Source organism: Paenibacillus chondroitinus NBRC 15376 (genome assembly GCF_004000765.1).
GTDB lineage: Bacteria > Bacillota > Bacilli > Paenibacillales > NBRC-103111 > Paenibacillus_E > Paenibacillus_E chondroitinus.
This window is the reverse complement of the sequence record NZ_BILW01000003.1, coordinates 36,762-61,356: the sequence shown is the minus strand read 5'-3', so window position 1 is coordinate 61,356 and position 24,595 is coordinate 36,762. Positions and strand designations below refer to the sequence as shown.

22 protein-coding genes, 1 pseudogene and 1 other annotated feature are annotated in these 24,595 nt (G+C 42.8%); of the genes and pseudogenes, 20 read left to right on the top strand and 3 right to left on the bottom strand.

Annotated features, from left to right (window positions below):
* Nucleotides 1–129: 129 nt before the first annotated feature.
* The 8 genes from ppsA (at nt 130) to PCH02S_RS04895 (ending at nt 10,733) form a co-directional block, all read left to right on the top strand.
* The gene (ppsA, locus tag PCH02S_RS04930) at nt 130–2,736 is read left to right on the top strand and encodes a phosphoenolpyruvate synthase (protein ID WP_127450664.1); all 2,607 of its coding nucleotides are present in this window, start codon (nt 130–132) and stop codon (nt 2,734–2,736) included.
* A gap of 490 nt (nt 2,737–3,226) precedes the next feature.
* Nucleotides 3,227–3,703 carry an Lrp/AsnC family transcriptional regulator gene (locus PCH02S_RS04925; RefSeq protein WP_127450662.1) on the top strand — a complete coding sequence of 159 codons (477 nt, stop codon included), beginning with the start codon at nt 3,227–3,229 and terminating at the stop codon, nt 3,701–3,703.
* A 49-nt stretch (nt 3,704–3,752) separates the two neighbouring features.
* Nucleotides 3,753–5,312: an ABC transporter substrate-binding protein gene (locus tag PCH02S_RS04920; protein ID WP_246068951.1), complete on the top strand. Its 1,560-nt coding sequence runs from the start codon at nt 3,753–3,755 to the stop codon at nt 5,310–5,312.
* Nucleotides 5,313–5,339: 27 nt separating this feature from the next.
* Nucleotides 5,340–6,287, top strand: coding sequence for an ABC transporter permease (locus PCH02S_RS04915; protein ID WP_127450659.1), 948 nt, complete (start codon nt 5,340–5,342; stop codon nt 6,285–6,287).
* Nucleotides 6,288–6,291: 4 nt separating this feature from the next.
* On the top strand, nt 6,292–7,122 hold the full coding sequence (locus PCH02S_RS04910; RefSeq protein ID WP_127450658.1) for an ABC transporter permease: 831 nt from the start codon (nt 6,292–6,294) through the stop codon (nt 7,120–7,122).
* 12 nt (nt 7,123–7,134) lie between these two features.
* Nucleotides 7,135–8,157: an ABC transporter ATP-binding protein gene (locus PCH02S_RS04905; protein ID WP_127450656.1), complete on the top strand. Its 1,023-nt coding sequence runs from the start codon at nt 7,135–7,137 to the stop codon at nt 8,155–8,157.
* On the top strand, nt 8,105–9,136 hold the full coding sequence (locus PCH02S_RS04900; protein WP_127450654.1) for an ABC transporter ATP-binding protein: 1,032 nt from the start codon (nt 8,105–8,107) through the stop codon (nt 9,134–9,136). The genes PCH02S_RS04905 and PCH02S_RS04900 overlap by 53 nt, the downstream gene beginning before the upstream one ends.
* Complete coding sequence (locus PCH02S_RS04895; protein WP_127450652.1) at nt 9,126–10,733, top strand: gamma-glutamyltransferase family protein; 1,608 nt, start codon at nt 9,126–9,128, stop codon at nt 10,731–10,733. Before PCH02S_RS04900 ends, PCH02S_RS04895 begins: the two co-directional genes overlap by 11 nt.
* A gap of 618 nt (nt 10,734–11,351) precedes the next feature.
* On the opposite strand, the gene PCH02S_RS04890 is transcribed toward PCH02S_RS04895, so the two are convergent.
* Entirely contained in the window at nt 11,352–12,155 is an 804-nt protein-coding gene (locus PCH02S_RS04890) for a phosphodiester glycosidase family protein (protein WP_246068950.1), read from the bottom strand.
* Between the two features lie 107 nt (nt 12,156–12,262).
* Between PCH02S_RS04890 and PCH02S_RS04885 the strand changes: the two genes are divergently transcribed.
* Complete coding sequence (locus PCH02S_RS04885; protein WP_127450650.1) at nt 12,263–13,099, top strand: phosphotransferase; 837 nt, start codon at nt 12,263–12,265, stop codon at nt 13,097–13,099.
* Between the two features lie 53 nt (nt 13,100–13,152).
* Here PCH02S_RS04885 and PCH02S_RS04880 read toward each other — a convergent pair whose 3' ends face one another.
* Entirely contained in the window at nt 13,153–14,061 is a 909-nt protein-coding gene (locus PCH02S_RS04880) for a LysR family transcriptional regulator (protein WP_127450648.1), read from the bottom strand.
* Between the two features lie 151 nt (nt 14,062–14,212).
* Between PCH02S_RS04880 and PCH02S_RS35580 the strand changes: the two genes are divergently transcribed.
* The 3 genes and pseudogenes from PCH02S_RS35580 (at nt 14,213) to PCH02S_RS04870 (ending at nt 14,766) form a co-directional block, all read left to right on the top strand.
* Nucleotides 14,213–14,374 carry a hypothetical protein gene (locus tag PCH02S_RS35580; RefSeq protein WP_164819444.1) on the top strand — a complete coding sequence of 54 codons (162 nt, stop codon included), beginning with the start codon at nt 14,213–14,215 and terminating at the stop codon, nt 14,372–14,374.
* Nucleotides 14,371–14,472: pseudogene (locus PCH02S_RS04875) on the top strand (ACT domain-containing protein); the annotation flags it as partial. The gene PCH02S_RS35580 and the pseudogene PCH02S_RS04875, both read left to right, overlap by 4 nt.
* Nucleotides 14,473–14,562: 90 nt before the next feature.
* A complete protein-coding gene (locus PCH02S_RS04870) occupies nt 14,563–14,766 on the top strand; it encodes a hypothetical protein (RefSeq protein WP_127450646.1) in 204 nt (67 codons plus the stop codon).
* A gap of 51 nt (nt 14,767–14,817) precedes the next feature.
* Here the strand turns inward: PCH02S_RS04870 and PCH02S_RS04865 are convergent, their stop codons facing one another.
* Nucleotides 14,818–15,729 (bottom strand): LysR family transcriptional regulator, encoded by a 912-nt coding sequence (locus PCH02S_RS04865; RefSeq protein ID WP_127450645.1) that lies wholly within the window; start codon nt 15,727–15,729, stop codon nt 14,818–14,820.
* A 278-nt stretch (nt 15,730–16,007) separates the two neighbouring features.
* Here PCH02S_RS04865 and PCH02S_RS04860 point away from each other — a divergent pair, with 278 nt between their 5' ends.
* The 8 genes from PCH02S_RS04860 to PCH02S_RS04825 all read left to right on the top strand — a co-directional run bounded on the left by PCH02S_RS04860 (nt 16,008) and on the right by PCH02S_RS04825 (nt 24,581).
* Entirely contained in the window at nt 16,008–16,991 is a 984-nt protein-coding gene (locus PCH02S_RS04860) for an SLAC1 anion channel family protein (RefSeq protein ID WP_127450643.1), read from the top strand.
* A gap of 47 nt (nt 16,992–17,038) precedes the next feature.
* Nucleotides 17,039–17,947, top strand: coding sequence for a hypothetical protein (locus tag PCH02S_RS04855; RefSeq protein WP_127450642.1), 909 nt, complete (start codon nt 17,039–17,041; stop codon nt 17,945–17,947).
* A 25-nt stretch (nt 17,948–17,972) separates the two neighbouring features.
* A complete protein-coding gene (locus PCH02S_RS04850; protein ID WP_127450640.1) occupies nt 17,973–18,305 on the top strand; it encodes an ArsR/SmtB family transcription factor in 333 nt (110 codons plus the stop codon).
* Between the two features lie 95 nt (nt 18,306–18,400).
* Nucleotides 18,401–18,654: a binding site (T-box leader), on the top strand.
* Nucleotides 18,655–18,733: 79 nt separating this feature from the next.
* On the top strand, nt 18,734–20,410 hold the full coding sequence (locus PCH02S_RS04845) for a glutamine--tRNA ligase/YqeY domain fusion protein (RefSeq protein WP_174806737.1): 1,677 nt from the start codon (nt 18,734–18,736) through the stop codon (nt 20,408–20,410).
* A gap of 51 nt (nt 20,411–20,461) precedes the next feature.
* Nucleotides 20,462–21,301 (top strand): helix-turn-helix transcriptional regulator, encoded by an 840-nt coding sequence (locus PCH02S_RS04840; protein ID WP_127450636.1) that lies wholly within the window; start codon nt 20,462–20,464, stop codon nt 21,299–21,301.
* A 105-nt stretch (nt 21,302–21,406) separates the two neighbouring features.
* Entirely contained in the window at nt 21,407–22,402 is a 996-nt protein-coding gene (locus tag PCH02S_RS04835) for a quinone oxidoreductase family protein (protein ID WP_127450635.1), read from the top strand.
* Nucleotides 22,403–22,559: 157 nt separating this feature from the next.
* Nucleotides 22,560–23,507, top strand: a complete 948-nt coding sequence (locus tag PCH02S_RS04830; RefSeq protein ID WP_127450633.1) for a methylenetetrahydrofolate reductase — start codon at nt 22,560–22,562, stop codon at nt 23,505–23,507.
* 162 nt (nt 23,508–23,669) lie between these two features.
* Nucleotides 23,670–24,581 (top strand): SDR family NAD(P)-dependent oxidoreductase, encoded by a 912-nt coding sequence (locus PCH02S_RS04825; RefSeq protein WP_127450632.1) that lies wholly within the window; start codon nt 23,670–23,672, stop codon nt 24,579–24,581.
* Nucleotides 24,582–24,595 lie beyond the last annotated feature (14 nt).

Below are 24,595 nucleotides of genomic sequence, written 5' to 3'. Positions count from 1 at the left end.
TATAATCGGAACACGAATGTTTTTTATTTGATTTTAGGTCATAGTTTATTCATCTTACACTCTAAGTGTACCATGGCGTCAATCCCTTGTCAAATATTTTCTCAATTTAATGGTTAGGAGAGATGTAAAATGAGTTCTTTCGTTCTCGGTTTTCAGGAAATGGAGAAAACACAGCTTACGCTTGTTGGTGGAAAAGGTTTAAATTTAGGGGAACTATCCAAAATTCAAGGCATACAAGTACCAGAAGGATTTTGCGTGACAACTGTGGGATATCAACAAGCGATTGAGAAAAACGAGTCTTATCAGGCTTTGGTTGATCGCCTAAACACGCTGAAAGTTGGAGATCGAGATCAAATAAGTGAGATCAGCAGAAAGATCCGACAACTTATTATAGAAGTGGAGATATCAAGTGAAGTAGAGAAGGAAGTCGCTCAATGTCTTGCCAAGTTGGGCGAAGAACATGCCTATGCGGTGCGTTCCAGTGCGACTGCTGAAGATTTACCGCATGCCTCTTTTGCCGGTCAACAAGACACCTATTTAAATATTACCGGCAAGGAAGCCATCTTGCTGCATATCAGTAAATGTTGGGCCTCCTTATTTACGGACCGCGCGGTCATTTACCGTATTCAAAATGGATTTGATCACAGCCAAGTTTATTTATCTGTTATCATTCAGCGGATGGTCTTTCCGCAGGCTTCAGGAATTTTATTTACAGCTGATCCAATGACTTCTAGCCGAAAACGATTGTCCATTGATGCCAGTTTCGGGTTAGGCGAAGCGTTGGTCTCAGGCTTGGTATCTGCCGATTGTTATAAAGTACAAGATGACGAAATCGTCGATATGCGGATCTCAACCAAAAAATTGGCTATCTATGGTCGACTAGAAGGCGGAACAGAGACAAAGGCAATCGATCCTGATCAGCAAAAGGCACAAACACTTACTGAATCACAAATATTGCAATTGGCACGTATCGGAAGACAAATCGAAGCCTATTTCGGTTCTCCACAAGATATCGAGTGGTGTTTGGCTGACGGTACATTTTATATTGTCCAGAGTCGGCCAATCACAACCTTATTCCCGATCCCTGAAGCGGATGATGAAGAAAATCACGTTTATTTATCTGTCGGGCATCAACAAATGATGACCGATCCCATCAAACCATTGGGATTGTCTTTTTACTTGCTAACGACGCCAGCACCCATGCGTAGAGCCGGTGGGAGATTGTTTGTTGATGTCACCAATCATCTGGCTTCACCTTCTCGAAGAGATCACTTGATTAATGTGCTCGGACCCTCCGATCCGCTCATTAAAGACGCTCTAACGACGATTATTAACCGTGGCGATTTCATCAAATTGGTTCCTGATGAAGAAAAAAATCTGCCTCCTGCAAACAATAACAAAGTCATAACTTCAACGCCTCAAATTGATTTCCAACCGTCAATCGTTTCAGAATTGATATCAAAAAATCAAACGTCGATAGGCACGTTAAAAGAAAACATCCAATCCAAAACAGGCGTGGCCTTACTTGATTTTATTCTGGAAGATTTTCAGGAATTAAAGAAGGTTTTATTTGATCCACAAAGTTCGGCTGTTTTTATGGCGGCTATGAATGGTTCATCAAGAATCAATGAAAAAATGAACGAGTGGTTGGGCGAAAAAAATGTTGCAGATACGCTTTCGCAGTCTGTAGCAAACAATATTACTTCGGAAATGGGTTTGGCGCTCATGGATGTCGCGGACGTCATTCGTCCTTATCCGGAAGTCATTGACTATTTACAACGGGTAAAAGAGGATAACTTTTTGGATGAGCTTGTTAAATTTAATGGTGGGCAGCAAGTACGTGACGCCATCTCATCTTATCTTCATAAATACGGAATGCGATGCGCCGGAGAAATCGATGTGACGAGAACGCGTTGGAGTGAAAAGCCAAGTATGCTTCTCCCTTTGCTTCTCGGGAATATCAAAAATTTTGAACCGAATGCTGCCTCCCGTAAATTTGAGCAAGGGCGACAGGAAGCTTTGGAAAAAGAGAAAGAGCTAATAGATCGTCTGAAACAATTGCCGGATGGGGAAGAAAAAGTCGAAGAGACCAAGCGAATGATCAGCCTAATCCGAAATTACATCGGTTACCGTGAATACCCCAAATACGGGATGATTAGCCGCTACTTCGTATATAAGATGGCTTTACTGAGAGAGGCCGAACAACTCGTGCAAGCTAATCTTATCCGAGAAAAAGAAGATATTTATTATCTCACTTTTCAAGAACTTCACGAGGTCGTCCGCACGAATGAATTGGATTATCAGATCATCAGCAAACGAAAGGACGATTACAAATTTTTTGAAAAACTCACTCCGCCGCGTGTCATGACGTCTGACGGTGAAATCATTGCAGGTGAGTATAAACGTGAAAATCTGCCAGCCAATGCGATTGTAGGTTTACCTGTTTCTTCCGGTGTAATCGAAGGCAGAGCGCGTGTCATTTTAAACATGGAAGAGGCTAATCTAGAAGAGGGGGACATTCTGGTCACTTCCTTTACTGATCCTGGCTGGACACCCTTGTTTGTGTCTATAAAAGGACTAGTCACCGAAGTTGGTGGACTGATGACTCATGGTGCTGTTATCGCGCGGGAATATGGCTTGCCGGCCGTTGTCGGCGTAGAAGATGCGACCAAGCTGATAAAAGATGGGCAGCGCATCCGTGTGCATGGGACAGAGGGGTATATTGAAATATTGTGATAGCGGCAGACAAATTTTCAGAGAGATGGACGGTGATTTTGACCGTCCTTTTTGATTTTGCGCCAATAGATATTTCGATGTTTTATCTCAAAAGACTGGTTCTTATTCATTGAACAATTCTCTGCATCACCATTTATGGGTAAATTAAGCGAATTGTTGATTTCCTATTGTTATCAACCTTTGTTTCAATTTGCAAAAGCTTTTCATCAAAATCAGATGACTTCTACAAGTATGCGTGCCCCATTGATACGGTATTGGATGGATGTCCACTACCGTGTCAATGGTTTATTTATGTTACTTACATGTAATGAAAATTAACATAAATCGCAAATCAAATAAAATTCATTGATTTTATGTTACATATATTGACATTGATATCTTGCGAGAGTAGTATAATTTACAACAAGGTTATTACAAATTCGTACTATTTTTTAGAAATAATGATGTGAAGGTTCAAAGATCTAGCTATAAAGTACGAAAGGAGCGAAACATGGAAGAGAAAGTTAACCGACAACTTTATTCAGATCTAGATGATTTGGATTACAGAATTGTAAAGTTTCTAGAAGACAATGCGCGTATGCCTTTCACGCAAATAGCAACCGAACTGGGTGTTACAGAGAGAACGATTCGAATGCGAGTGCAGCAAATGCAAAGTGATGGAATTCTAAGTTTAGTAGGTGTCGTTAATCCTATAAAAGCTGGAATTCGTATGCAAGCTTTAATCCAAATCGCTGTAGATCAGAACAAACTTGATCAAGTCGTAGAGGAATTAATGGATACATATGAGGCGCGGTTGGTCGTTCTAACATCGGGTGAGTATCAATTGATTATTCAAGTTTTCACACGCGATTATGAAGAACTCTCAGAGTTTTTGATGAAGAAACTTAATAGGGTGGATGGGATTACACGAACTAATGTGATAGTTGAATTGAAAGTGCTGAAATCTCGCCTGAAATTTATTCGCTAGACTAATAGTAACGGAGGAGAAACCAATGTTCACATTAAGGGATATTCGTTTGTTATTAGCAACATCTCTAGTTGGCACAATGTTTACTCTTACTGCATGTGGCGATAGTTCTACTACTACGACGAGTTCTGCCAGTCCAACCCTAAGCACAACGACAGCAAGCAATTCAGCTCCATCCGGAAATAAAATACTCAAAATCGGTTTAAAAGCAGACCCTCCTAACCTGGATCCTTACGGCTCATCGGCTCTCGTTGATCGAATGGTTCAAAATAGCATTTTTGATAAATTATTCGACCTTGACAAGGACGGTAAGATTATTCCTATGCTAGCAGAATCTTATGAAGTGGATAGCGCCGGTAAAAACTATACGATTAAATTGAAAAGTGGCGTGAAGTTCCAGGATGGAACAGACTTTAATGCAGAGGTTGTAAAGTTTAACTTTGAGCGCAATAAAGAGGACAAGTCCAAACGCAAAAACGAGTTAAAGTTCGTCGATAAGATAACAGTGGTAGACCCATCCATCGTTAAGATCGAGTTATCGCAGCCATTCTCACCTTTTATTTCGGTACTTACCGACAGAGCTGGAATGATGGTTTCACCGGAAGCTGTTAAAAAATACGGCGATGATTTCCTTAATCATCCGGTCGGTACTGGCCCTTTCATCTTCGTTGAGCACGTCAATGGCGATCATGTCACTTTGAAAAGAAATGATAATTATTGGAATGGAAAGCCAAAGCTCGACGGTGTCGAATTCAAAGTATTTACGAACGGACCTGCAGCGATTCAAAACTTGAAATCGGGGCAATTGGATTTGCTTGATGATCTTACAGTCGCCACCAAACTTATTCCGAGCATTAAGGAAGATGCCAATTTAACCGTTATTTCGAATCCGGGTATGGGATATCAAGGCATTCATTTAAATACTACCAAAGAACCGTTTACGAATAAATATCTACGTGCAGCTGTCGATCGTGCTATTGATCGCGATACGGTTATTAAAGTGCTGATGGATGGATATGCCAGCCCTGCCAATTCACCATTCGCTCCAGGGAACTTAGCATATGGGGATTCGGACAAAGTTGAAAAGCCAGATCCTGCAATAATTAAAGATTTGCTCGCCAAAGGCGGAAAACCGGACGGTTTCTCCTTTAAGTTCCAGATTGGGACTTCTCCGTCCCAGGAACAGTTTGGAGCTGTCGTTCAAAACATGCTAAAGCCTTATAACATAACAGTGGAGCTTGAAAAAATAGAATTCGGGCAGTTATTAGAAAATGGCGACAAAGGTAACTTCCAAGCTTTACAAATAGGCTGGTCTGGGCGTCCGGATCCGGATCAAAGTTTCTATGATTTCGTTGTAACAAAAGGACCGCAAAACTATTCGCATTCATCGATTCCGGAGATTGACAAATTGGCAACCGAAGGAAGACAAGAATTAGATGATGCAAAACGTAAAGCTATTTACGATAAGGCAATGACAATTCTGCATGATGAAGCTAATTATGTGTACCTTTACCATGTTAATAATGTATTCGGTCTTTCCAAAAAAATAAGTGGATTTAACTATGTGCCCGATGGTGTATTCCGCACTGCTACGATTGATAAAAAATAATCACATGATATCAAGAGGAGGACTTGCATGAGTTTCTTAATTCGCAGAATTGCACTCACGATTCCAATACTCTTCTTGGTGTCGATCATGACATTTTCCCTGATCCATCTGATTCCGGGCGATCCCGCCCGGGTTATCTTGGGCCAGGAAGCGACACCGGAAAGTTACCAAACTTTAAGACACGAATTGGGATTGGATCAACCGATTGTTATTCAGTATGTGAACTGGTTAGGGAAAGTGCTCCGTGGTGATCTAGGAATGTCCATTACCGATCATGTTCCTGTGATTCAATTAATCTCCCAACGATTACCTGCAACGATAGAATTGACGATCGGAACATTTATCGTGGCTGTTCTCATTGCAATCCCTACTGGAATTCTTGCGGCGGCGCGTAGAAAAACTTGGCTTGATTATACAAGCACATTTACAGCGCTTGGCGGAATGAGTGTGCCGAACTTCTGGCTTGGAATGATGCTTATTATTTTTTTTTCGGTAAAACACAATTGGCTGCCCTCATCGGGATATACACCGATTACACAAAATTTGGCTCAAAATATAACGGCGATGATTCTCCCTTGCCTTGCAACTGGGCTTCGGGAGTCTGCTGTATTAATGAGAATGCTTCGTTCGAGTTTGCTTGATGTTGTAAATATGGATTTTGTAAGGACAGCAAAAGCAAAAGGATTAAATGAGTTTCGTACGATCATAGGGCATGTGCTGCGTAATGCGTTGATACCTGTTGTCACGACATCCGGCATTATGATTGCAGGTCTGCTTGGCGGACTTGTGATCACGGAATCTATCTTTTCAATTCCAGGCTTTGGTCGCTTGATCGTTGAATCTGTTTTCAAACGGGACTATGTTACCGTTCAAGGCGCCATACTTATTTCCGCTGCTCTGGTTGTTCTTGTCAATTTATGCGTAGACCTGCTCTACGCCGCTATCGATCCTCGCATCAGGGCTGGAGAGGGGTGAGGTAATGAAAGAGTTCAAAAAGTTTTTTCGTACAGGACTAGGATTGATTGGTGCTCTTATTATCGTTTCTTTACTTCTTGCAGCGATTTTTGCTCAACAAATAGCTCCGATTGATCCGAATGCTCAAGATTATAACCATATTTTAGAGAAGCCAAGTAGAGATCATTTTTTTGGTACTGACGATCTTGGCCGTGATATTTTCTCACGTGTTATTCGTGGGGCGCAAATATCTATTAAAGCTGCGGTAATTTCCGTTGGCATTGCTATGTTGATTGGCATTCCTATTGGTCTGTTATCTGGGTATTATCGCGGTTTTTGGGATGAGTGGATTGTTATGAGGTCTGTTGACGCCATGCAAGCATTCCCATTTCTCATTTTGGCCTTAGCTATAGCAGCGGTTCTAGGGACAGGATTCGGTAATGCGATGTTGGCTATTGGAATCGGGTTTGCCCCTTCCTTTGTGCGTATTACTCGCGGTCAGGTTTTGGCGCTGAGAAGTCTTGAATATATTCAAGCTGCGAAGGCGATCGGAGTCAAAGATCGAAACATTATCTTTGGTCATATTCTTCCCAATGCATTAAGTCCAATTATTATTCAATCCACTTTAGCCATGGCATCCGGTATTCTGGCTGAAGCTTCCTTGTCTTATCTGGGTCTTGGTGTACAGCCGCCGGCACCATCTTGGGGAAGCATGTTGAATCAAGCTCAAGGCTTACTTTCAGCAGCTCCGTATGCGGCCTATTTCCCGGGGGCTGCGATCTTTCTTGTTGTTCTTGGCTTTAATCTACTTGGAGATGGCCTGCAGCAATATCTGGATCCAAAGGTAAAGGAATAGGAGGTGGATATCGTGAGCTTACTATTAGAGATTACAAATCTAAAAACAAGTTTCAGGACAGTTCACGGAAAGATTACTGTAGTGGACGGAGTGCATTTCAGCATGTTACCTGGACAAACATTAGGAATAGTAGGTGAATCCGGAAGCGGCAAGAGCGTGACAAGCCTGTCGATTATGGGACTTCTTCCTCAGACAGGATATGCTGAAGGTGAAATCCGATTCAATGGTCAAGATTTACTATCTTACTCAGAAAAGCAGATGCAGAATATTCGCGGTAACGAAATCTCAATGATTTTTCAGGACCCTTTAACATCTTTGAACCCTTTACATACCATAGGTCGTCAAATTCAAGAGTCAATCCGCATTCATCAGAAGCTTAAAAAAGTCGAAGCAAAACAGAAAGTGATAGCGTTGTTAAAGGCTGTGGGCATGCCGCGACCCGAAGAAATTTATCATGAATATCCGTATCAACTATCTGGCGGTATGAGACAACGGGTGATGATTGCGATGGCTATGGCCTGCGAGCCGAAGCTGATTATTGCGGACGAACCGACAACGGCTCTGGATGTGACTATTCAAGCACAAATTCTTGATCTTATGCGGGAGTTAAAGGAGCATTCTGACACTTCTATTTTATTAATCACCCATGACCTTGGTATCGTAGCAGAAATGTGTGATCAAGTAATTGTCATGTATGCCGGGCAGGTCGTCGAGGAGACAGATGTAAATACATTATTCGATAACCCCAAGCATCCGTATACGATAGGACTTATGAACTCGTTGCCCGATATAAATAAAGATAGGGAATACTTAGCTGCCATTCCGGGTTCTGTCCCGTTTGCTCATCAAATGCCCCGAGGCTGCAGATATTCTACACGTTGCAGCCAGGTGATGGAACAATGTTTGTCAGAGGCGCCGCCATTAATTGCAAAAGCAAACCATAAATGTAGATGTTGGTTGTTCGCGGAAGGAGGGCTTGGGTATGAGCAAACCGCTCCTGGAAGTGAGGGGATTAACCAAATTCTTTCCTATTAAACAAGGTTTCTTCAATCGAACGTATGGTTATGTAAGAGCTGTGGATGGTGTCCATTTTCAGGTCTCCACAGGCGAAACCTTGGGAATTGTAGGTGAATCTGGCTGCGGTAAATCAACGACAGGGCGGAGTATAATCAGATTAATCGAGCCGACCGCAGGTGAAGTACTATTCGAAGGTAAGGATTTAGTGAAGCTTCCCAATGAAGTCATGCGCAGAATGAGAAAAGATATTCAAATCATTTTTCAAGACCCTTATGCATCGTTAAATCCAAGAAAAACAATCCGCCAAATCCTATTGGAACCGCTTCATGTTCATCAAGTGGGAACTAAAGCCGAGAGGATTCAAAACATTGAAGAGATGATAGAAATCGTTGGCTTGAAAAAAGAACATCTGGATCGTTATCCGCATGATTTCTCAGGCGGTCAAAGACAACGTATCGGGATAGCCCGCGCCCTTATCGTGAAACCGAAGCTCATTATCGCGGATGAAGCGGTTTCGGCGCTGGATGTTTCCATACAAGCACAAATTCTAAATTTGTTGAAAGATCTTAAAAAGAAATTAAATCTTACTGTGATTTTTATCTCACATGATTTATCCGTTATCAAACATACTTGCGATCGTGTAGCAGTTATGTATTTAGGGAAAATTGTTGAGATTGCTGATAAGCAGGAGCTATTCCGGAATCCATGCCATCCATATACCAAAGCACTGCTTTCAGCATTACCAGTCGCAGATCCACTAGTAAAAAGAGCACGCATTATTCTTAAAGGAGATCTGCCATCTCCTACAAATCCACCTTCCGGTTGCTCGTTTCACACTAGGTGCGAGTATGCGAAGGATATCTGCAAATCCATTGCTCCCACGCTTACCGAAATCTATGCAGGTCAACTGGTTTCATGCCACTTTGTTCAAGAAGGAAATGATCATATAGCACTTCACGAGGATACGTGGAGAAAAGAGGTTAAACATGAATTATGACGCGACTCAGTATCCTTATTCTTCGAGAAGACATACTGTTTTTTCGAAAAATGGCATGGTGGCTACTTCTCAGCCGCTCGCAGCCCAAGCAGGACTAGACATATTGAAAAAAGGTGGCAACGCGATTGATGCAGCCATTGCTACAGCTGCCTGTTTAACAGTTGTCGAACCTACATCCAACGGCATAGGCGGAGATGCGTTTGCGCTAGTTTGGGTAAAAGATCAGTTGTATGGATTAAATGCCAGCGGGCCTGCGCCCAAGTCCATATCCATTGAAGCTGTAAAGAATGCGGGTTACGAGAAAATGCCGCAATATGGGTTTATTCCTGTAACGGTGCCAGGGACTCCGGGCGCTTGGGCAGCTTTGTCCAATAGATTCGGTAAGCTTCCTCTAACCGAAGTCTTGAAGCCAGCCATTGCATATGCTGAACACGGGTATCCGATTTCTCCAACTCTTGGAAAGTACTGGGAAGCTGGATATAAGAAGTTCAAAGCGGAGGCTGTTGGTGAACAATTTCAAAGCTGGTTCAAAACTTTTGCACCAGAAGGAAGAGCGCCTCGCATTGGGGAGGTGTGGAAGTCACCGGATCATGCTAAAACACTAAGATTGATAGCGGAGACTGGGGCGGAAGAATTTTATCGCGGCGATTTAGCTGCTCAGATCGACAGATTTTCAAAACAGTATGGCGGTTTTATATCCAAAGAGGACCTTGCTGATTTTCATCCTGAATGGGTGAACCCCATTCATGTTAATTACAAAGGCTACGATGTCTGGGAACTCCCACCAAATGGACAGGGAATGGTCGCTCTAATGGCTCTAAACATCTTAAAAGGATTTCATTTTGCTGCCAAGGATAGTGTTGAAGTCTACCATAAACAAATTGAAGCGATCAAGTTGGCCTTTGCGGATGGGTTACACTATATTACGCAGTTTGATAAAATGACGGTTTCGGTTGAAGATTTACTCTCCGATAACTACGCAGACCGCAGGAGAGCGTTGGTTAACGATTTAGCTGCACAACCTGCAGCAGGAGATCCCCCAAAAGGAGGAACCGTTTATCTTTGTGCGGCAGATGATGAGGGAAATATGATTTCCTATATTCAAAGTAATTACATGGGTTTTGGGTCTGGTCTTGTCGTTCCGGGGACGGGAATTGCTTTGCAAAACCGGGGGCATAATTTCTCTCTTGATCCTGAGCACAATAATCGTTTAGAACCAGGGAAGAAAACATTTCATACGATTATTCCGGGATTTTTATCTAAGAATGGGAAAGCAATCGGTCCATTCGGTGTTATGGGCGGATTTATGCAGCCACAGGGTCATGTGCAGGTTGTTATGAATATGATCGACTTTCACCTTAATCCGCAAGCGGCACTAGATGCACCTAGATGGCAGTGGGTAAAAGATAAAACTGTCCTCCTGGAGCGCTCCGTTCCGGAACATATCGCACAGGAATTGGTCAAAAGAGGACATAACATTGAATGGGCTTTGGATTCAGGCTCTTTTGGTCGGGGGCAAGTGATAATACGTGATGAATTTGATGTTTATGCTGGTGGAACTGAGCCAAGAACGGATGGATCAATTGCTGCTTGGTGATTTAAAGATATGACCGGTGATTTGAACAAATATTCTTTATGAGGTCGCGTAAATCGCGGCCTTTTTAGCATTGTATTGGGCTTATCTAGAAATAAGGGACTTCAGTTCCCTTTAGTGAAAATTTAAGCTGATTTGAAAATGGGGGTAGAAGGTCTTATTTATGTACTCATTCTGTTCCATTATGTGGTAATATGTTGAGTAATTAGCTCCTATTTTGTAAGGGAGGACAAAGATGAAGTACGCGGCACATTTAGGAATACTCTCGTCGTTAGTATCAATAGCGCTTTGGCTGATTTTTGTCTTTTATAACCCGTACAATTCTGAGCAAGTAAGTAATAACGTTTTACTGAGATCAGGTTTGTTTCTATTAGCCCCTGCATGTTTAGCGTTGATAGGTTCAATAATTAAAAATCGAATCATTATGTTCATAGCATTCATCTGGTCACTTCCTATAAGCCTATATTTAGCTATGACACCCAGCTTCTTTAATTTGTTCATCGTTACTTCAATTTGCTACCTATTTAGTGCAATATGGATGAGAAATCGTCAGAAAAAACAGATGCAAGACTAACGTAGTACTTTGATAGAAGAAGGTTCTCACTTGGTTTGGTAGATATCTCATTGAAGCAGCGTAAGCATCTGATAAACTTGACGTTGATCACCTTTCAACCGGACATAGCGGCACTGCATTTGAGAAGAGCCGTCACCATCCAAATAGATGCCGTCTACTAATCTTCGGTCGCCTAATTTTTCGAGAATGGCTGCCCGGAACTCTGCAATTGTACAATTGGTAGGAGTAACAATCATGTACACGTTTTCTTGGCTGTCATAAACAATTGCCGAACGCATACGACTTTCGTCATAAGCTGGCATCTCCTCTAGGATCATATCGTTCTCCCAACTTATAGGATCGTTAAGTCTCATACTGACGCCACCTTGGGCCCAATAATGGCGCTTATCTGTGACGGACAACTCGCCGGCATGTGTGACTACTTGAATCGAGAAGTGTTTCGCGATGTCATCCCAAACGAGTGTTCCACGTTTTAAATTCGTGTCAATGCCCGTGTTATACCAGCCAGAGCCGTAATCGCCAGGTAATCCTTTCAGAGGCTGATCGTTAATAACCGCAATGCTCAACAAAGCTCCTTCCCAGAAGAAACCCCCGTTGATGCCGTAGAACGGAGTCTTCGTTACATTCGTATCGATGGCTTGAAGTCGAATATTCTCCGGAGTAGTTCGCATTGTATGTAAGACGACACCGTTAGAAGCTTTTTGCTTTTCATAATGATAATGATGGGGGAGGTTGAAATCCTTTTGATAGTAACTAATGAATGAAACAAGCAAAATTGCAAAGGCCATAAGCAAAATGTGAAAACGATTGAATTTTGTTAATAACAATTGAGAGATTCTCGAAAGGTTCACTAGTTACTCCTTATTGAATTCTTCTATGTTTGTCCCAATAATATGTCCCAACAATATCATGAACTAGCAATAGTTGTATATAAAAAGGATGAGGGAGGTGCTTGATATTGCTTGGTAAAAGGATCGGGTTGGGTTCGAGTTGTGAAGTCTACGAATGGATGGACAGCAATAAAGTGGTCAAGCTTTTTCATGCGGACACACCAGCGGGAGCCGTTCAACGCGAATATCGAAACTGCTCCATTGCCTGGGAGCATGGTCTTTCAACAGCCCGTACCTTTGAACAAGTTAGTTGGGAAGGAAGGCACGGCATCATTTTTGAAAAGATCGAAGGAGAAACGCTTTTGCATCGTATTTTTGAGCAACTATATGCTCTTCGAACGTTTGATTTTAACGAACCCAATAATGATCTGCGAAAATTAGCGGCAGTTCTGAATGATATTCATCAGATCAAAGCCACCGGCATAGCTACCGAGCAAATTAAGCATTTAAAATCAATAATGGGTCATCCTGCCGTATTTACTGATGACGAATTATGTGCAATCCATACCTACATGGACCAGTTGCCTGTCAAACAGCAATTCTGTCATGGCGATACGAACCCAGGGAATGTCATCATAAAAAACAATAAAATGTATATGGTCGACTGGATGCATGCTTCCATCGGCAATCCCGCCGCGGATGTTGCGGAAGTGTGTATAATGATTGAATTTGCCGTATTGCCGCCAGAAACCCCAGCTGCTGTCAAAGACTTCTTTGAGACTTCACGACAAGTCGCTCTTAACATTTTTATAGATGAGTACTGTAAGTTATCGGGAGTATCCGAAGATGAAATACGAGCTTGGTACATACCGGCTGCTGCTCGTTCCATCTCATCGGGAGCATTGGCCGAAGAACAAGTTGCAAAGCTTGTATCTATGATACGAAATGTTCTATATACCTCTTAAAGAAGGCTGTCGGCACAGGACCGGCAGCCTTTTCTTCATGCAGTCAAAGATGATCAAGCTTCAGAAATGATCTCATTAGGATAACTATCCAGTACGAATGATTTGAACATTTGGGCTGGGAAATTTAATTCCCTATCTTTATTTACAATAATGCCATGCGTGGAAAAAATCCCGGTGGGCAAGGGCAACGATTGGAAGTCCCCTTGCTCTAACTCTTTTTCGGCTGCTATTTTTGGAATTAAGGCAAAACCAATCCCACACTTCACAGCTTTTTTAATCATTTCGATACTAGGATATTGAATAGCCCCACTAGTCTCTACCCCAGTTTCCTCTAAGATCATGTTGGCATGCGTATGATACAAGCAACTGTTACCAAAGCTGATCACGGCTTCATGGTTTAGCACGTTTAAACCGTCAGTTTCCACTTTTTCCGTCAATTCATGCGAAGCAATAAAAATTAATTCTTCCTGCAGCATAGGATAAAAAATAACGTCATCCCGCCCAGGATCACGAGGTACAATCCCAAAATCAACAACATACTGAGAAACATCGTCAATCACATCTTGATGGTAGCCTGTTTCCAGCTTAAATCTAACCATTGGATAATCAAGGCGAAATTTCTCGATGAGCGAAGCCATTCTGGTCACAAAAAAAGATTCATGCATACTTAGGTGTATGGTTCCTTTGGGTTGATTCGATTCATTCATGGCTTCTTCCAAAGTCAGCCCTAAATGTACAAATTGATGAGCAAACTTAGCCAGTTTTAGGCCTGCTTCCGTTGGCTTTACTCCTCTGGATAATCGGTAAAAAAGTTTCTGGCCACATGCCCGCTCAAGTAATTGAATATGGTTGGTAACTGTAGATTGCACATATCCTAATTTCTCTGAGGCACGATTAAAGCTTTTTTCCTCCATCACGGCAATAAATGTCTTGAAAAATCTCCCCTCTAGCAAGTCAATCATAGGTGGACCTCTCCTTAGTTATCAGGTTTCGAAATAACAGATATTGAATCTTTCCATAACTGAAATAGATGAGCCTATGATAACATAACGTCTAAGCAACGCAAACGGATTACAAGTTTTATTATTGGAGGCAAAATGGGAGGGAGATAGGATGATTACCTCAGGTGGGCTTGGGACAATGGGGTTTGGCTTACCGTCCGCGATTCAAGGCCCTGTACTCATTGATTTTGTTGTGAATCAAGAAGAGAATGTTTATCCGATGGTTGTCCCAGGCGGTACGATAGACGAAATGATCATGGGGGACGAAAAATGAAACGACATACGCTTTCAGTACTTGTAAACAATCATCCAGGCGTACTACAGAGAGTTGCGGGATTATTCGGGCGTCGCGGCTATAACATTGAGAGTCTCGCGAAATAAACTCATCGACGTTATTCAAATTATTGAATTACCTGATACAGGATCAGCCCGTTCATCAGAGATAATGGAGGTAGATCAGCCATGAAAACACTTCAACATGATACGGAGTTTGAGAATGCTAGGTTATTTTATCACTATGTCATGGTTATGAAGGAGGGGAAAATGATCGGAGGAGGCTTTATTGAAGCCTATAATGACTTTGAAATACAAATAGGGAACAAATCATATGAGCGTGACAACGCGAGCTTTATTGAAGCGCCGGCTCCTCAAGCCTCCATTTCGTGATTTACCTAAGAAAACTTGAATAAGGAACCACCTTTGACGGTCCCTTTTTGCTTAATTTGATACTATCATTTCTTCCGCGAGCTTTAATTCAACAATATGATTGGATAATAGGTCCATGAATAACCGGGCAGCTTGACTTAGGTATTTATCCTTATGGTGGATGATGGCAATTTCCCTGCTCAGCGTTGGATTTTCGATTTTTATGGCTTTTAACTGCGTGTCGTTATACAAATTCAAGTACGTTCTGGACAAAGCAGTGACTCCTGCATCAGCTTTAACAAGACCGATAATGGTTTCAATGGCGGTCGTCTCGATGATGGGTTCAATATGAAAGCCAGAAGTGCTGCTGGTTAGATCAATAATTTGCCGGCATTTGTGCGTTTGAGGAAACATGATGAACGGATGCTTGCTGATTTCGTCAAAGTTAATGCTTTCTCGCTCAGCCAGAGCATGATCCTTAGAAACCGTCAAATAAATATCTTCCTTGTATAAAGGATATTTGACAACCCGATCATCTTCGACAGGAAGAATGGTGATGGCCAGATCGATCTGATTTTGTATGACTCTTTCCACAACATCATCAAAATTAATGATTTTGATCTGTACTTCAGGATAGATCTGGTGAAAATCGATCAACAAAGATGAAACGAGCTGCGTGAGCTCTCCGGGAAGTGCACCTATGGATAAAGTTCCTCTTGTGACCTTTTGGAGCTCTATAATTTGCACTTTGACATTTTTTATGGATGAAAATATGACTTTGCATTCGTTTAAAAGAATGTGACCTGCTTCGGTTATGGCAATTTTTTTGCCGATCCGGTCAAATAAGGGGACTCCGAGCTCATCTTCCAGCATCTTAATTTGATGACTAAGGGTCGGCTGGCTCATACCCAGTTTCTCCGCAGCCCTTGTGAAATGCAATTCTTCACAAATGGCCGCGAAATACTCCAGTTGTCGAAACTCCATCTAGGTTACCTCACTTTGATGTTCATCTGGACATTATTAGTATGTACGATGTGAAAATGATTCATTTAACGAATGATAATAATAGAAGATTGAATATTGATCCTTTTCATCAATTCATCAATAATGTTACTTAAGTAAGCGGAAGGAGTGATTTTATCCTTTATACAACGGATACCCTTAAAATGCAAGATCAACGAAGTAGGCATCAAATTATCTACCTTTTAATAGGTAAAATCGAAGAAAACAAATCAAATTTTAGAAAGTAGTGACTATTCTACATGCAAACCATAACTGCCGTACAAAAACAAAAAAGCATCGGTTCCGTTCAATTTTTACCCGTTAATCTATTTGCGTCGGTTATGGGAATATCAGGACTGGCATTGGCTTGGAGACAAGCAAGCAAGCTATTTGGAGCTTCACTCGTTATCGCTGATGTGATTGGAATCATTGCAGTTCTAGCATTTATCCTATTAAGTATAGCTTATATTTCGAAATGGGTCCTATACCCGCACAAAGTCAAAGCCGAATTCAAGCACCCCATTATGGGCAATTTTTTCGGTACGATCACAATTGCTATTCTATTATTATCTTCCGTAATAGGTACTTACAGTCATATCGTAGGGCAAGTGGTTTGGGTAATCGGGACCGTAACGACATTAGTGCTTTGTTTTATCATTGTGACACGCTTGTTGAACGGGAATATTGAGCATGGTCACGCGGTGCCTGCTTGGTTGATTCCTGGGGTGGGGACCCTTGATATTGCCGTTGCCGGCGGAACAATGCCATTCCCATGGGCACATGAAGTTAATTTGATTTCGCTGGCGATAGGCGGAATTGTTGCCCTGATTTTTCTAACCATGATCTTATCCAGATTGATCCACCATGCTCCTATGCATACAGGTTTAACGCCCTCGATGCTTATTATGATTGCGCCGTTCGAGGTTGGTTTCCTCGGTTATGTGAATTTCGAGCAACGGATTGATCAGTTCGCGTCCATTTTATATTATTTTGGTTTATTTCTGTTCATCGTTTTGTTCTTCAAAGTATTCAAAAAATCAATCCCATTTGGAGCTTCTTGGTGGGGCGTAAGCTTTCCGCTTGCAGCACTCAGCAATGCCGCTTTGCAATATGCCATGTTTGTGAATTCCTGGCTGTTGATTGCCGTTTCCGCCGTGATTCTGGTCGTGCTAAATATCGTACTGCTCGTATTATTTATTCGCACATTGAAGGCTTTATTTAATGGGAGTTTACTAAAAGGCTAATAATAAAAATGTCATTGATCGAATTTGTCGAAAGGAGAACGATAGAAATGATCTGGAATACCCTGCGATCAAAAGGATTTTTGTCAGCATACCTGTTAGTTATTCTTATGCTTGTTGCTGCCGTAGTGCTGAAGCAGAGAGATATACTGTTCCCGGAAATTGCCGGTATGGCGATGGGGGTTATGGTTTTTCCTGTCGCACACTGGATTAAGAAGCCTGTTCATCTCTGGCTTGCTCCAACCATAGGAGCTTTTATTGGCACTGCATTGAACGGTTTGACGCTAAATACGCAGCCGAAAATATTGCTTGGTCTTGTAATTGTTGTCATTTTAATGCACATATTTCGCGTCAACTTTGGACCGACGATTCCTGCAACACTGCTGCCGATTTTTTTAGGCTTGCATGACTATGTTTTTGCAACAACAACAGCTGTATTCACGTTTGTGATTATGTTGGCCGCTTTTAGAATGAGAAAATCACAAAAGCTGCCTGATGGCCCAGAGAAGTTTCGTAAAAAAACAGATACGGTCATCATCACCATTATTTTAGCGCTCTGGATTGGACTAGCTTTCGTAACGAATCTAGCAGTGATTGTGGTTCCACCGGTATTTGCGCTCATTTTTGAGGTGTTTCATACAGATGGTTTTCATTGGAAAGTAATCCCACCTCGTTTAGCTGTATTGACGGCAACTGCGATTCTTTCCGTCGGAGTCTTACATTTATTAGCAGGCTCTATTATTTGGGTTGGTGTTATCAATGTTGTCATTACACTCATTCTCTGTAAATGGTTTAAAGCACCTGTTCCGGTTGCCTTTGGTGTCTCACTGATGCCACTCATCTTCCCGGCATGGGGGACTTGGGGGTTTCCAGTAGGTGTTTTTGCCACAACAGGCGTGTTGATGTGTATTTCTGCGGCATACCGACAGTTGAGAAAGAGGCAAACCGTACAAGAATAAACAAACCAGAAGAGAGTGTCATGTCATGAAAAATGAAGATATGCTCGCTGTGCTGAAAGCTTTATCGAATGAAACCCGGCTCAATATTCTCTGCTGGTTGAGTGAACCGGACAAACTGCACAAAGATTTGCCCAGCGAGATTCAAGTTGAATTTCCTGGGGGAGTTTGTGTAGCGGACATTCAAGAAAAAGCCGGTCTTGCACAGTCCGTTATTTCCACCTACTTGTCCTCCATGCAGAAAATCGGATTGTTGGAATCGCGTCGTTATGGCCAATGGACCTATTATCGACGGAATGAGGGAGCTATCGATAGCTTTTTGGAGGAATTTGCCGCGGGGATGCAAGCTAAGAAACTATAGGGTTCTATGGTGACAGAATTTGTATGCTTAGTGGATTTAACGAGTAGAAAGCCGGTTTACAAAAAAGGGAATCATTTGATATTATAAGGTCAATATTGAACGCGATGATTAGAAGAGTAATGGAAAATGATCTTGTACAGAGAGCTCCGGCAGCTGAGAAGGAGCAAAGAGCTTTTCCACGAAACAAGTCTATGAGCAGCATGTCGGAACCTGCAAGGGGGGTGGCATGACGGGAGCTCCCGTTATTGAGCTAGAGTATAAGCATTGCCTGCAGTGCCGTACTTGAAGAGGTTAATATGGCGACATATTAATGAACCTGGGGTGGTACCACGAAAATTTCGTCCTCAAGACTGAAGGTCTTGGAGGTGAAGTTTTTTTTATTTTCAAACCACTTTTGCGTTGATTAGGAGGAGTCTGAATTGAACAATATGCAGGAGCATTTGACGGACCATTTTATCTTAAAGTTAATTCATGAAGAAATTGGTGAAAAAGCATTCGGCAGGGAGATGTGCACAAGATTTCCCCCTGAGCCTAACGGCTATCTTCATGTTGGTAGCGCCTATGCGATAAACACGAATTATACAGTAGCCCGTAAGTTTAACGGGACATTTCATTTACGCTTTGACGACACGAATCCTCTAAAGGAGGATATCAAGTATGTGAATGCAATTATAGAGGACATTAAGTGGCTTGGTTACGATCCGGAGGAACATATTTATTATGGTTCGGACTACTCGAACGAGATCTACAACGCCGCTATCACCTTAATAAAACGTGGGAAGGCCTATGTCTGTGATTTAACGCCAGAGGAAGTAACCGCGTATCGAGGCACATTGACGGAACCAGGCATAGATAGCCCTTACAGGAACCGGACCATAGACGCAAACTTAGAGCTTTTTGTGAAAATGAAAAATGGGGAATATCCGACTTCATCAAAAGTGCTTCGCGCCAAAATCGATATGCGTTCATCCAATTTGAATTTAAGGGATCCTGTCATTTATCGTGTCATTCATGCGAAGCATTATAGAACGGGAGATGACTGGTGCATCTATCCCATGTACGATTTTGCTCATCCTATTCAAGATGCCATTGAAGGTATCACTTATTCTTTGTGTTCTATTGAATTCAAAGATCATAGGCCCTTATATGAGTGGCTCGTGAATGAGTTGGAGATCTCTGAGCCCCCGCGGCAAAGGGAGTTCGGCCGGTTGAATTTAACTGGTGTCGTGACGAGTAAACGGTTTTTGAGGCAGCTGGTAGAAGGGGGATATGTGGATGGTTGGGATGATCCCAGGCTTCCCACCCTGCGAGGATTGCGCAGAAGAGGCTTTACTCCAGAAAGTATTCGCACATTTATTGAGGAAATTGGCAGCATTCGAACTCAGAGCACGGTGGATATTTCCCTATTGGATCATTGTCTGAGACAGGATTTAAAAGAAAAGACACTCACGGTTATGGCTGTTCTGCAACCCCTGAAGGTGGTCATTACCAACTATCCGGAAGATGTCGAAGAAATGTTGTTGATTGAAAACAACAGTGAAAACGAGGCGCTTGGAAAAAGAGAGGTTCCTTTCGCTAAAACCATTTATATCGAACGCGAAGATTTCATGGAAGTACCCTCTAAGGGTTTTCACCGACTTAGTCTTTATGCTGAAGTAAGGTTGAAGGGAGCCTATTTCATACGCTGCGAAGAAGTTATAAGGGATCATGCTTCGGGAGAAATTACGGAACTTCGTTGTACCTATGATCCTGAGACCAAAAGCGGTACGGGGTTTACTGGGCGTAAGGTAAAAGGGACGATCCACTGGGTTTCAAGCGAGCACGCAGTTAAGGCTGATATCCATCTCTATGAGAAGCTGCTGCTTGATCAGGAAGTTCCGAAGGACAGCGAAGATTGGACGGAATTGATAAACCCCAACTCGATGGTTACTATTCAGGATGCATGGATGGAACCTTATATTCAAAATACTCGGCCTGAGCAAAAATTCCAGTTTCTACGGCATGGTTATTTTTCGCTGGATACCAAAAACCGCGGAACCAGTGATCGACTTGTCTTTAACCGTGTTGTACCATTAAAAGATGCTTGGAGCAAAAAGGAGAGATGAACAGCGAATGACATTCGATCCGAGTGCTTCTAACTATCGAGGAGGGATCGCATGGGTGCTGATCACAACAGGCTGAAGGTGTTGGGAGACTACCTGAAGTCAAGAAGGGAGCGATTGCATCCCGAGCAAGCGGGGATTCAGCATTCGTATGGACGAAGGAGAACACCAGGACTTCGGAGGGAAGAGGTCGCTATATTGGCAGGAGTTAGCGTAACCTATTACACATGGCTGGAGCAAGGACGAGAGGTGACGGCTTCCAGGGAGGTTATAGAAAGCATTGGAAGAGCACTGCAATTGTCCTCGGATGAAAGACTGCATTTGCTGCGTTTGTGGAGTCCAGAAAACACGTCATCACCTCTGAGACAAGAACGTATAAAGCCTGAATGGCAAAGCATTATCGACCAAATGGCTTTCCCCGCTTATATCGCGAATGACAGGACAGAAGTCATCGCCTGGAACCAAGCGGCCTGCAAGATCATCACCGATTTTTCATCGATGTCCAATCCAGAGCGTGTCCTTATGAGGATTTTTTTCATGGACCCCTATTTTCGCAATCAGATGATGAATTGGGACGAATTTGCGCGATACTCCGTAGCGGTCTTTCGATCGTATTTTGAACGGAATGATGGTGATGTTTGGTTTAAAGAAACGGCTGATCGCTTGGCAACTGAGAGTTCTGAGTTTGAATCGCTTTGGCGAATGCACGATATCCAGTTGAAAAAGACGAGCCAATTCCTTCTAAACCACCCTGGAGCGGGCGAGCTGGCCTTCGAAATCAACTCTTTTGTCAGCATGAATGCCGACTCGGATCTGCATTTCTGCATATTTACACCGATAGCGGGTACGCCAACAGAGAAGAGATTAAAGGATTTTCTTGATAAGGTTTTATAAAATCAACGTATCCTAGTAATCCGGTTACCCGTATAAACATACTGTGGCTACCTCCTTATGTGTTGACTATACTGAGTTCATAGTCAACCGAAGGAGGTTTTTTATATGAAAGCAATTATGATCGATCGGCCATGTGAGGCTGCAGACCTCGTCGTGAGGGAGCTGCCGGAACTCCAACCAGCACCAGGCATGCTCACCATAGATGTTGCCTATGCAGGAGTTGGATATGTGGATGTTTTGCTGCGCCGAGGGGAATTTGGGTCTTTAATCCCAATGCCGGTTGTACCGGGACTCGAGGTATCAGGGTATGTGAAAGCAATAAGAGATGGCGTGGAAGGCTTCTATATCGGGCAGCCGGTAGCGGCGATGACACTAATGGAAATGGGCGGATATGCATCGGTAGCCCAGGTAAGGCCGGAGTTGACCGTCCCTTTGGATCAATTGGGAGGGGAGCTTGATCTAGCATCGGCTGCCGCAGCTATCGTCAACCTGACAACGGCTTATATGACAATCAAGAACGTAGCCAGGATGCGAGCAGGAGAAAACGTGTTAGTTCACGCGGCAGCAGGGGGCCTGGGCAGCTTTTTGGGACAAATGGCCAAAGTTTTCGGAGCAGGCAAGGTCATCGGCACAGTCGGGAGTATCGAAAAAACAAAGTTAGCCGCATCTTTAAGTTACGATGAGCTGTTGCTTCGATCTGATTTCATTGAGCCAATCAATCAGATGCTAGGCCCACATAAAGTCGATATCGTTCTGGACCCGGTAGGCGGCGATATGCGAATTCTTAGCCAAGAGCTGCTGCGTCCAATGGGACAAATCATCATGCTGGGAAATGCTAGCGGCACAGACGATGTCCCGCAATCTTCCAACGATATTTGGTTATCGAACAAATCCATAAAAGGGTTTAATATCGGAGCATATAGCCAAACTGCTCCTGCTGAAGTTGGTAAATCGGCGAAAGAGGCGCTAACTCTGTTGGCAAAAGGCCAGATCAAGGCGGAAATATTCGGCGTTTTTCCTTTGGAGAAAGCTTCTGAAGCTCATGAGCTTCTAGAGGAGAAAAACACAGTGGGTAAACTTTTGCTGAAAGTCGGAGGATAAAAGGTCGGTAGGGCTTTGCGTGCATCTTGTTATAGCTTAAAGCTATAACAGGATATAGGAATAAAAAGTTACCTTTTCGTGGATAGTCAATGCTATCATTACAGTTATAATGAAAATGAGGCATGGGGTATCATAGTTCTGGAGGGTAATGTTAAATATGCTAAAAGAGAAAATAGAAAGTAAAGAGGCGGGGATTTTGACCTATGGCATGACGCCTCCGAAAATTACGAATACCTCAGATAAGGTAGCTGAGATTGCACGGAAACAAGTTGAAAGAATAAATGACCTCGATATAGATGCTTTAATTTTGTATGATGTTCAGGAAGAAACGGATCGAGTTGAACAAGAAAGACCATTCCCGTATTTGCCAACGATGGATCCTGCAACCTATTGCGATGAGTATTTAAATCAATTGCGAGTTCCCAAAATCATTTATCGTTGTGTTGGAAGGTATAGCGAAGAGCAATTCGTAAATTGGGTAAAAGCGGATGTGGAACAGGATCGGTACTCCGTTTATGTAGGTGCTTCTTCCAGTAAACAAGAGATTAATTTAGAACTTTCTGATGCTTATGATCTAAGTAAGAGATTAAATAACAATTTAACTTTTGGGGGAGTTGTTATCCCTGAAAGGCACATGAAAAAAAATGATGAGCACTTACGAGTGAATCATAAGACGCAAAATGGCTGTTCCTTTTTCGTATCGCAAGCCACTTATAATGTTGAGGCCTCGAAAAATTTCTTATCCGATTACTACTATTACTATACAAATAATGGATTAGAAATGGTGCCCATTTTGTTCAATCTCGCGCCGTGCGGTTCTGAAAAAACGTTAGAATTCATGAAATGGTTAGGTATCAGTATTCCGACATGGCTAGAGAATGACTTAAAATATTCGCAAGATGTGCTCGATAAATCATTAAAATTGTCTCTGGGAATTTTTGAAGAGATTTTGGATTTTGCATTGGAAAAAGGGATTCCGATTGGATGTAGTGTGGAAAGTGTCTCCACAAGGAAAGTTGAAATAGAGGCTTCTGTTCAACTCGTTAGAGACATTAGGGCTATGTTGGATAAGAAATTGAATAGAAACGTGCTTACTTCAATCTAGTAAGTAATGTGAGAGTAGCGTAATATGGAGCAGTTCTGCCGCGGCAGGATTGCTCTTTTTATTTAGAATTATACTAGTCGCCGATTGACATTTCCTGATTATGGGAATATGATATAGAAAAATGAATGAACCATTCATTCATTAAAAAGGAGTCAGAACGTGATGGAGCAAATGAAAACTAAGCCATGGAGTGTGTCGGGGAAGTATGTGCTTATTACAGGAGCAACTAGCGGTATCGGGCTTGCGGCAGCCAAGGAACTGGCGGTTCGAGGAGCAGACTTGGGGATCGTGGCGCGGAGCAAGGTCAAGGCGAAAGAGACTGTCGAGCAGATCGAGATGCTGACAGGAGGCAAGACGAAAGTAGACGTATTTCTCGCTGACCTGACCGATCAGAGGTCGATCCGCAGCGTTGTATCCGAAATTTTGACGCAGTGTCCCCGCATTGACGTGCTGATTAACAACGCAGGTGCGATGTTCGTGAAGCGGATCCTCACTCGAGACGGTATGGAGAAAACTTGGGCGGTCAACCATCTCGCACCCTTTCTACTAACGACACTGCTTCTTGACCGGCTGAAGCTGAGCGGCCAAGCGCGGATCATCACCACGTCTTCCCATGGGCACAAGATGGCGAAAACAGGCATTGTTTTTGAAGATTTAACCGCTAAGAAGCGCTATAGTTTCCCGCAAGTCCTCATGGGAGGGGCTAATTTCCGATACGGAGAAACGAAGTTAGCAAATATTTTGTTCACGACAGAGTTGGCCCGTCTTCTTGAAGGAACCGGAGTTGTTGCGAACTGCTTTGATCCGGGGCTTGTCGCTACCAACTTCAATCAGGATAATGGCTTGCTGGCCCGAATGACGATGGCGGTCATGAAACGATTCTCCCGACCAGTGGAAAAAGGAGCAGAGACGCTCGTCTGGCTTGCGGATTCGAATGAAATTAGTAGTGAGAGCGGGAAGTACTATGTCGATATGAAGGAAGCGACTCCTTCGGCTGCTGCCCTTAGCGGGGAAATTGCACGGAGGTTATGGGAAGTCAGCACGTGTCAAACTCAGCATTTGAAATTAGAATAAAGGAGAGTCACCAG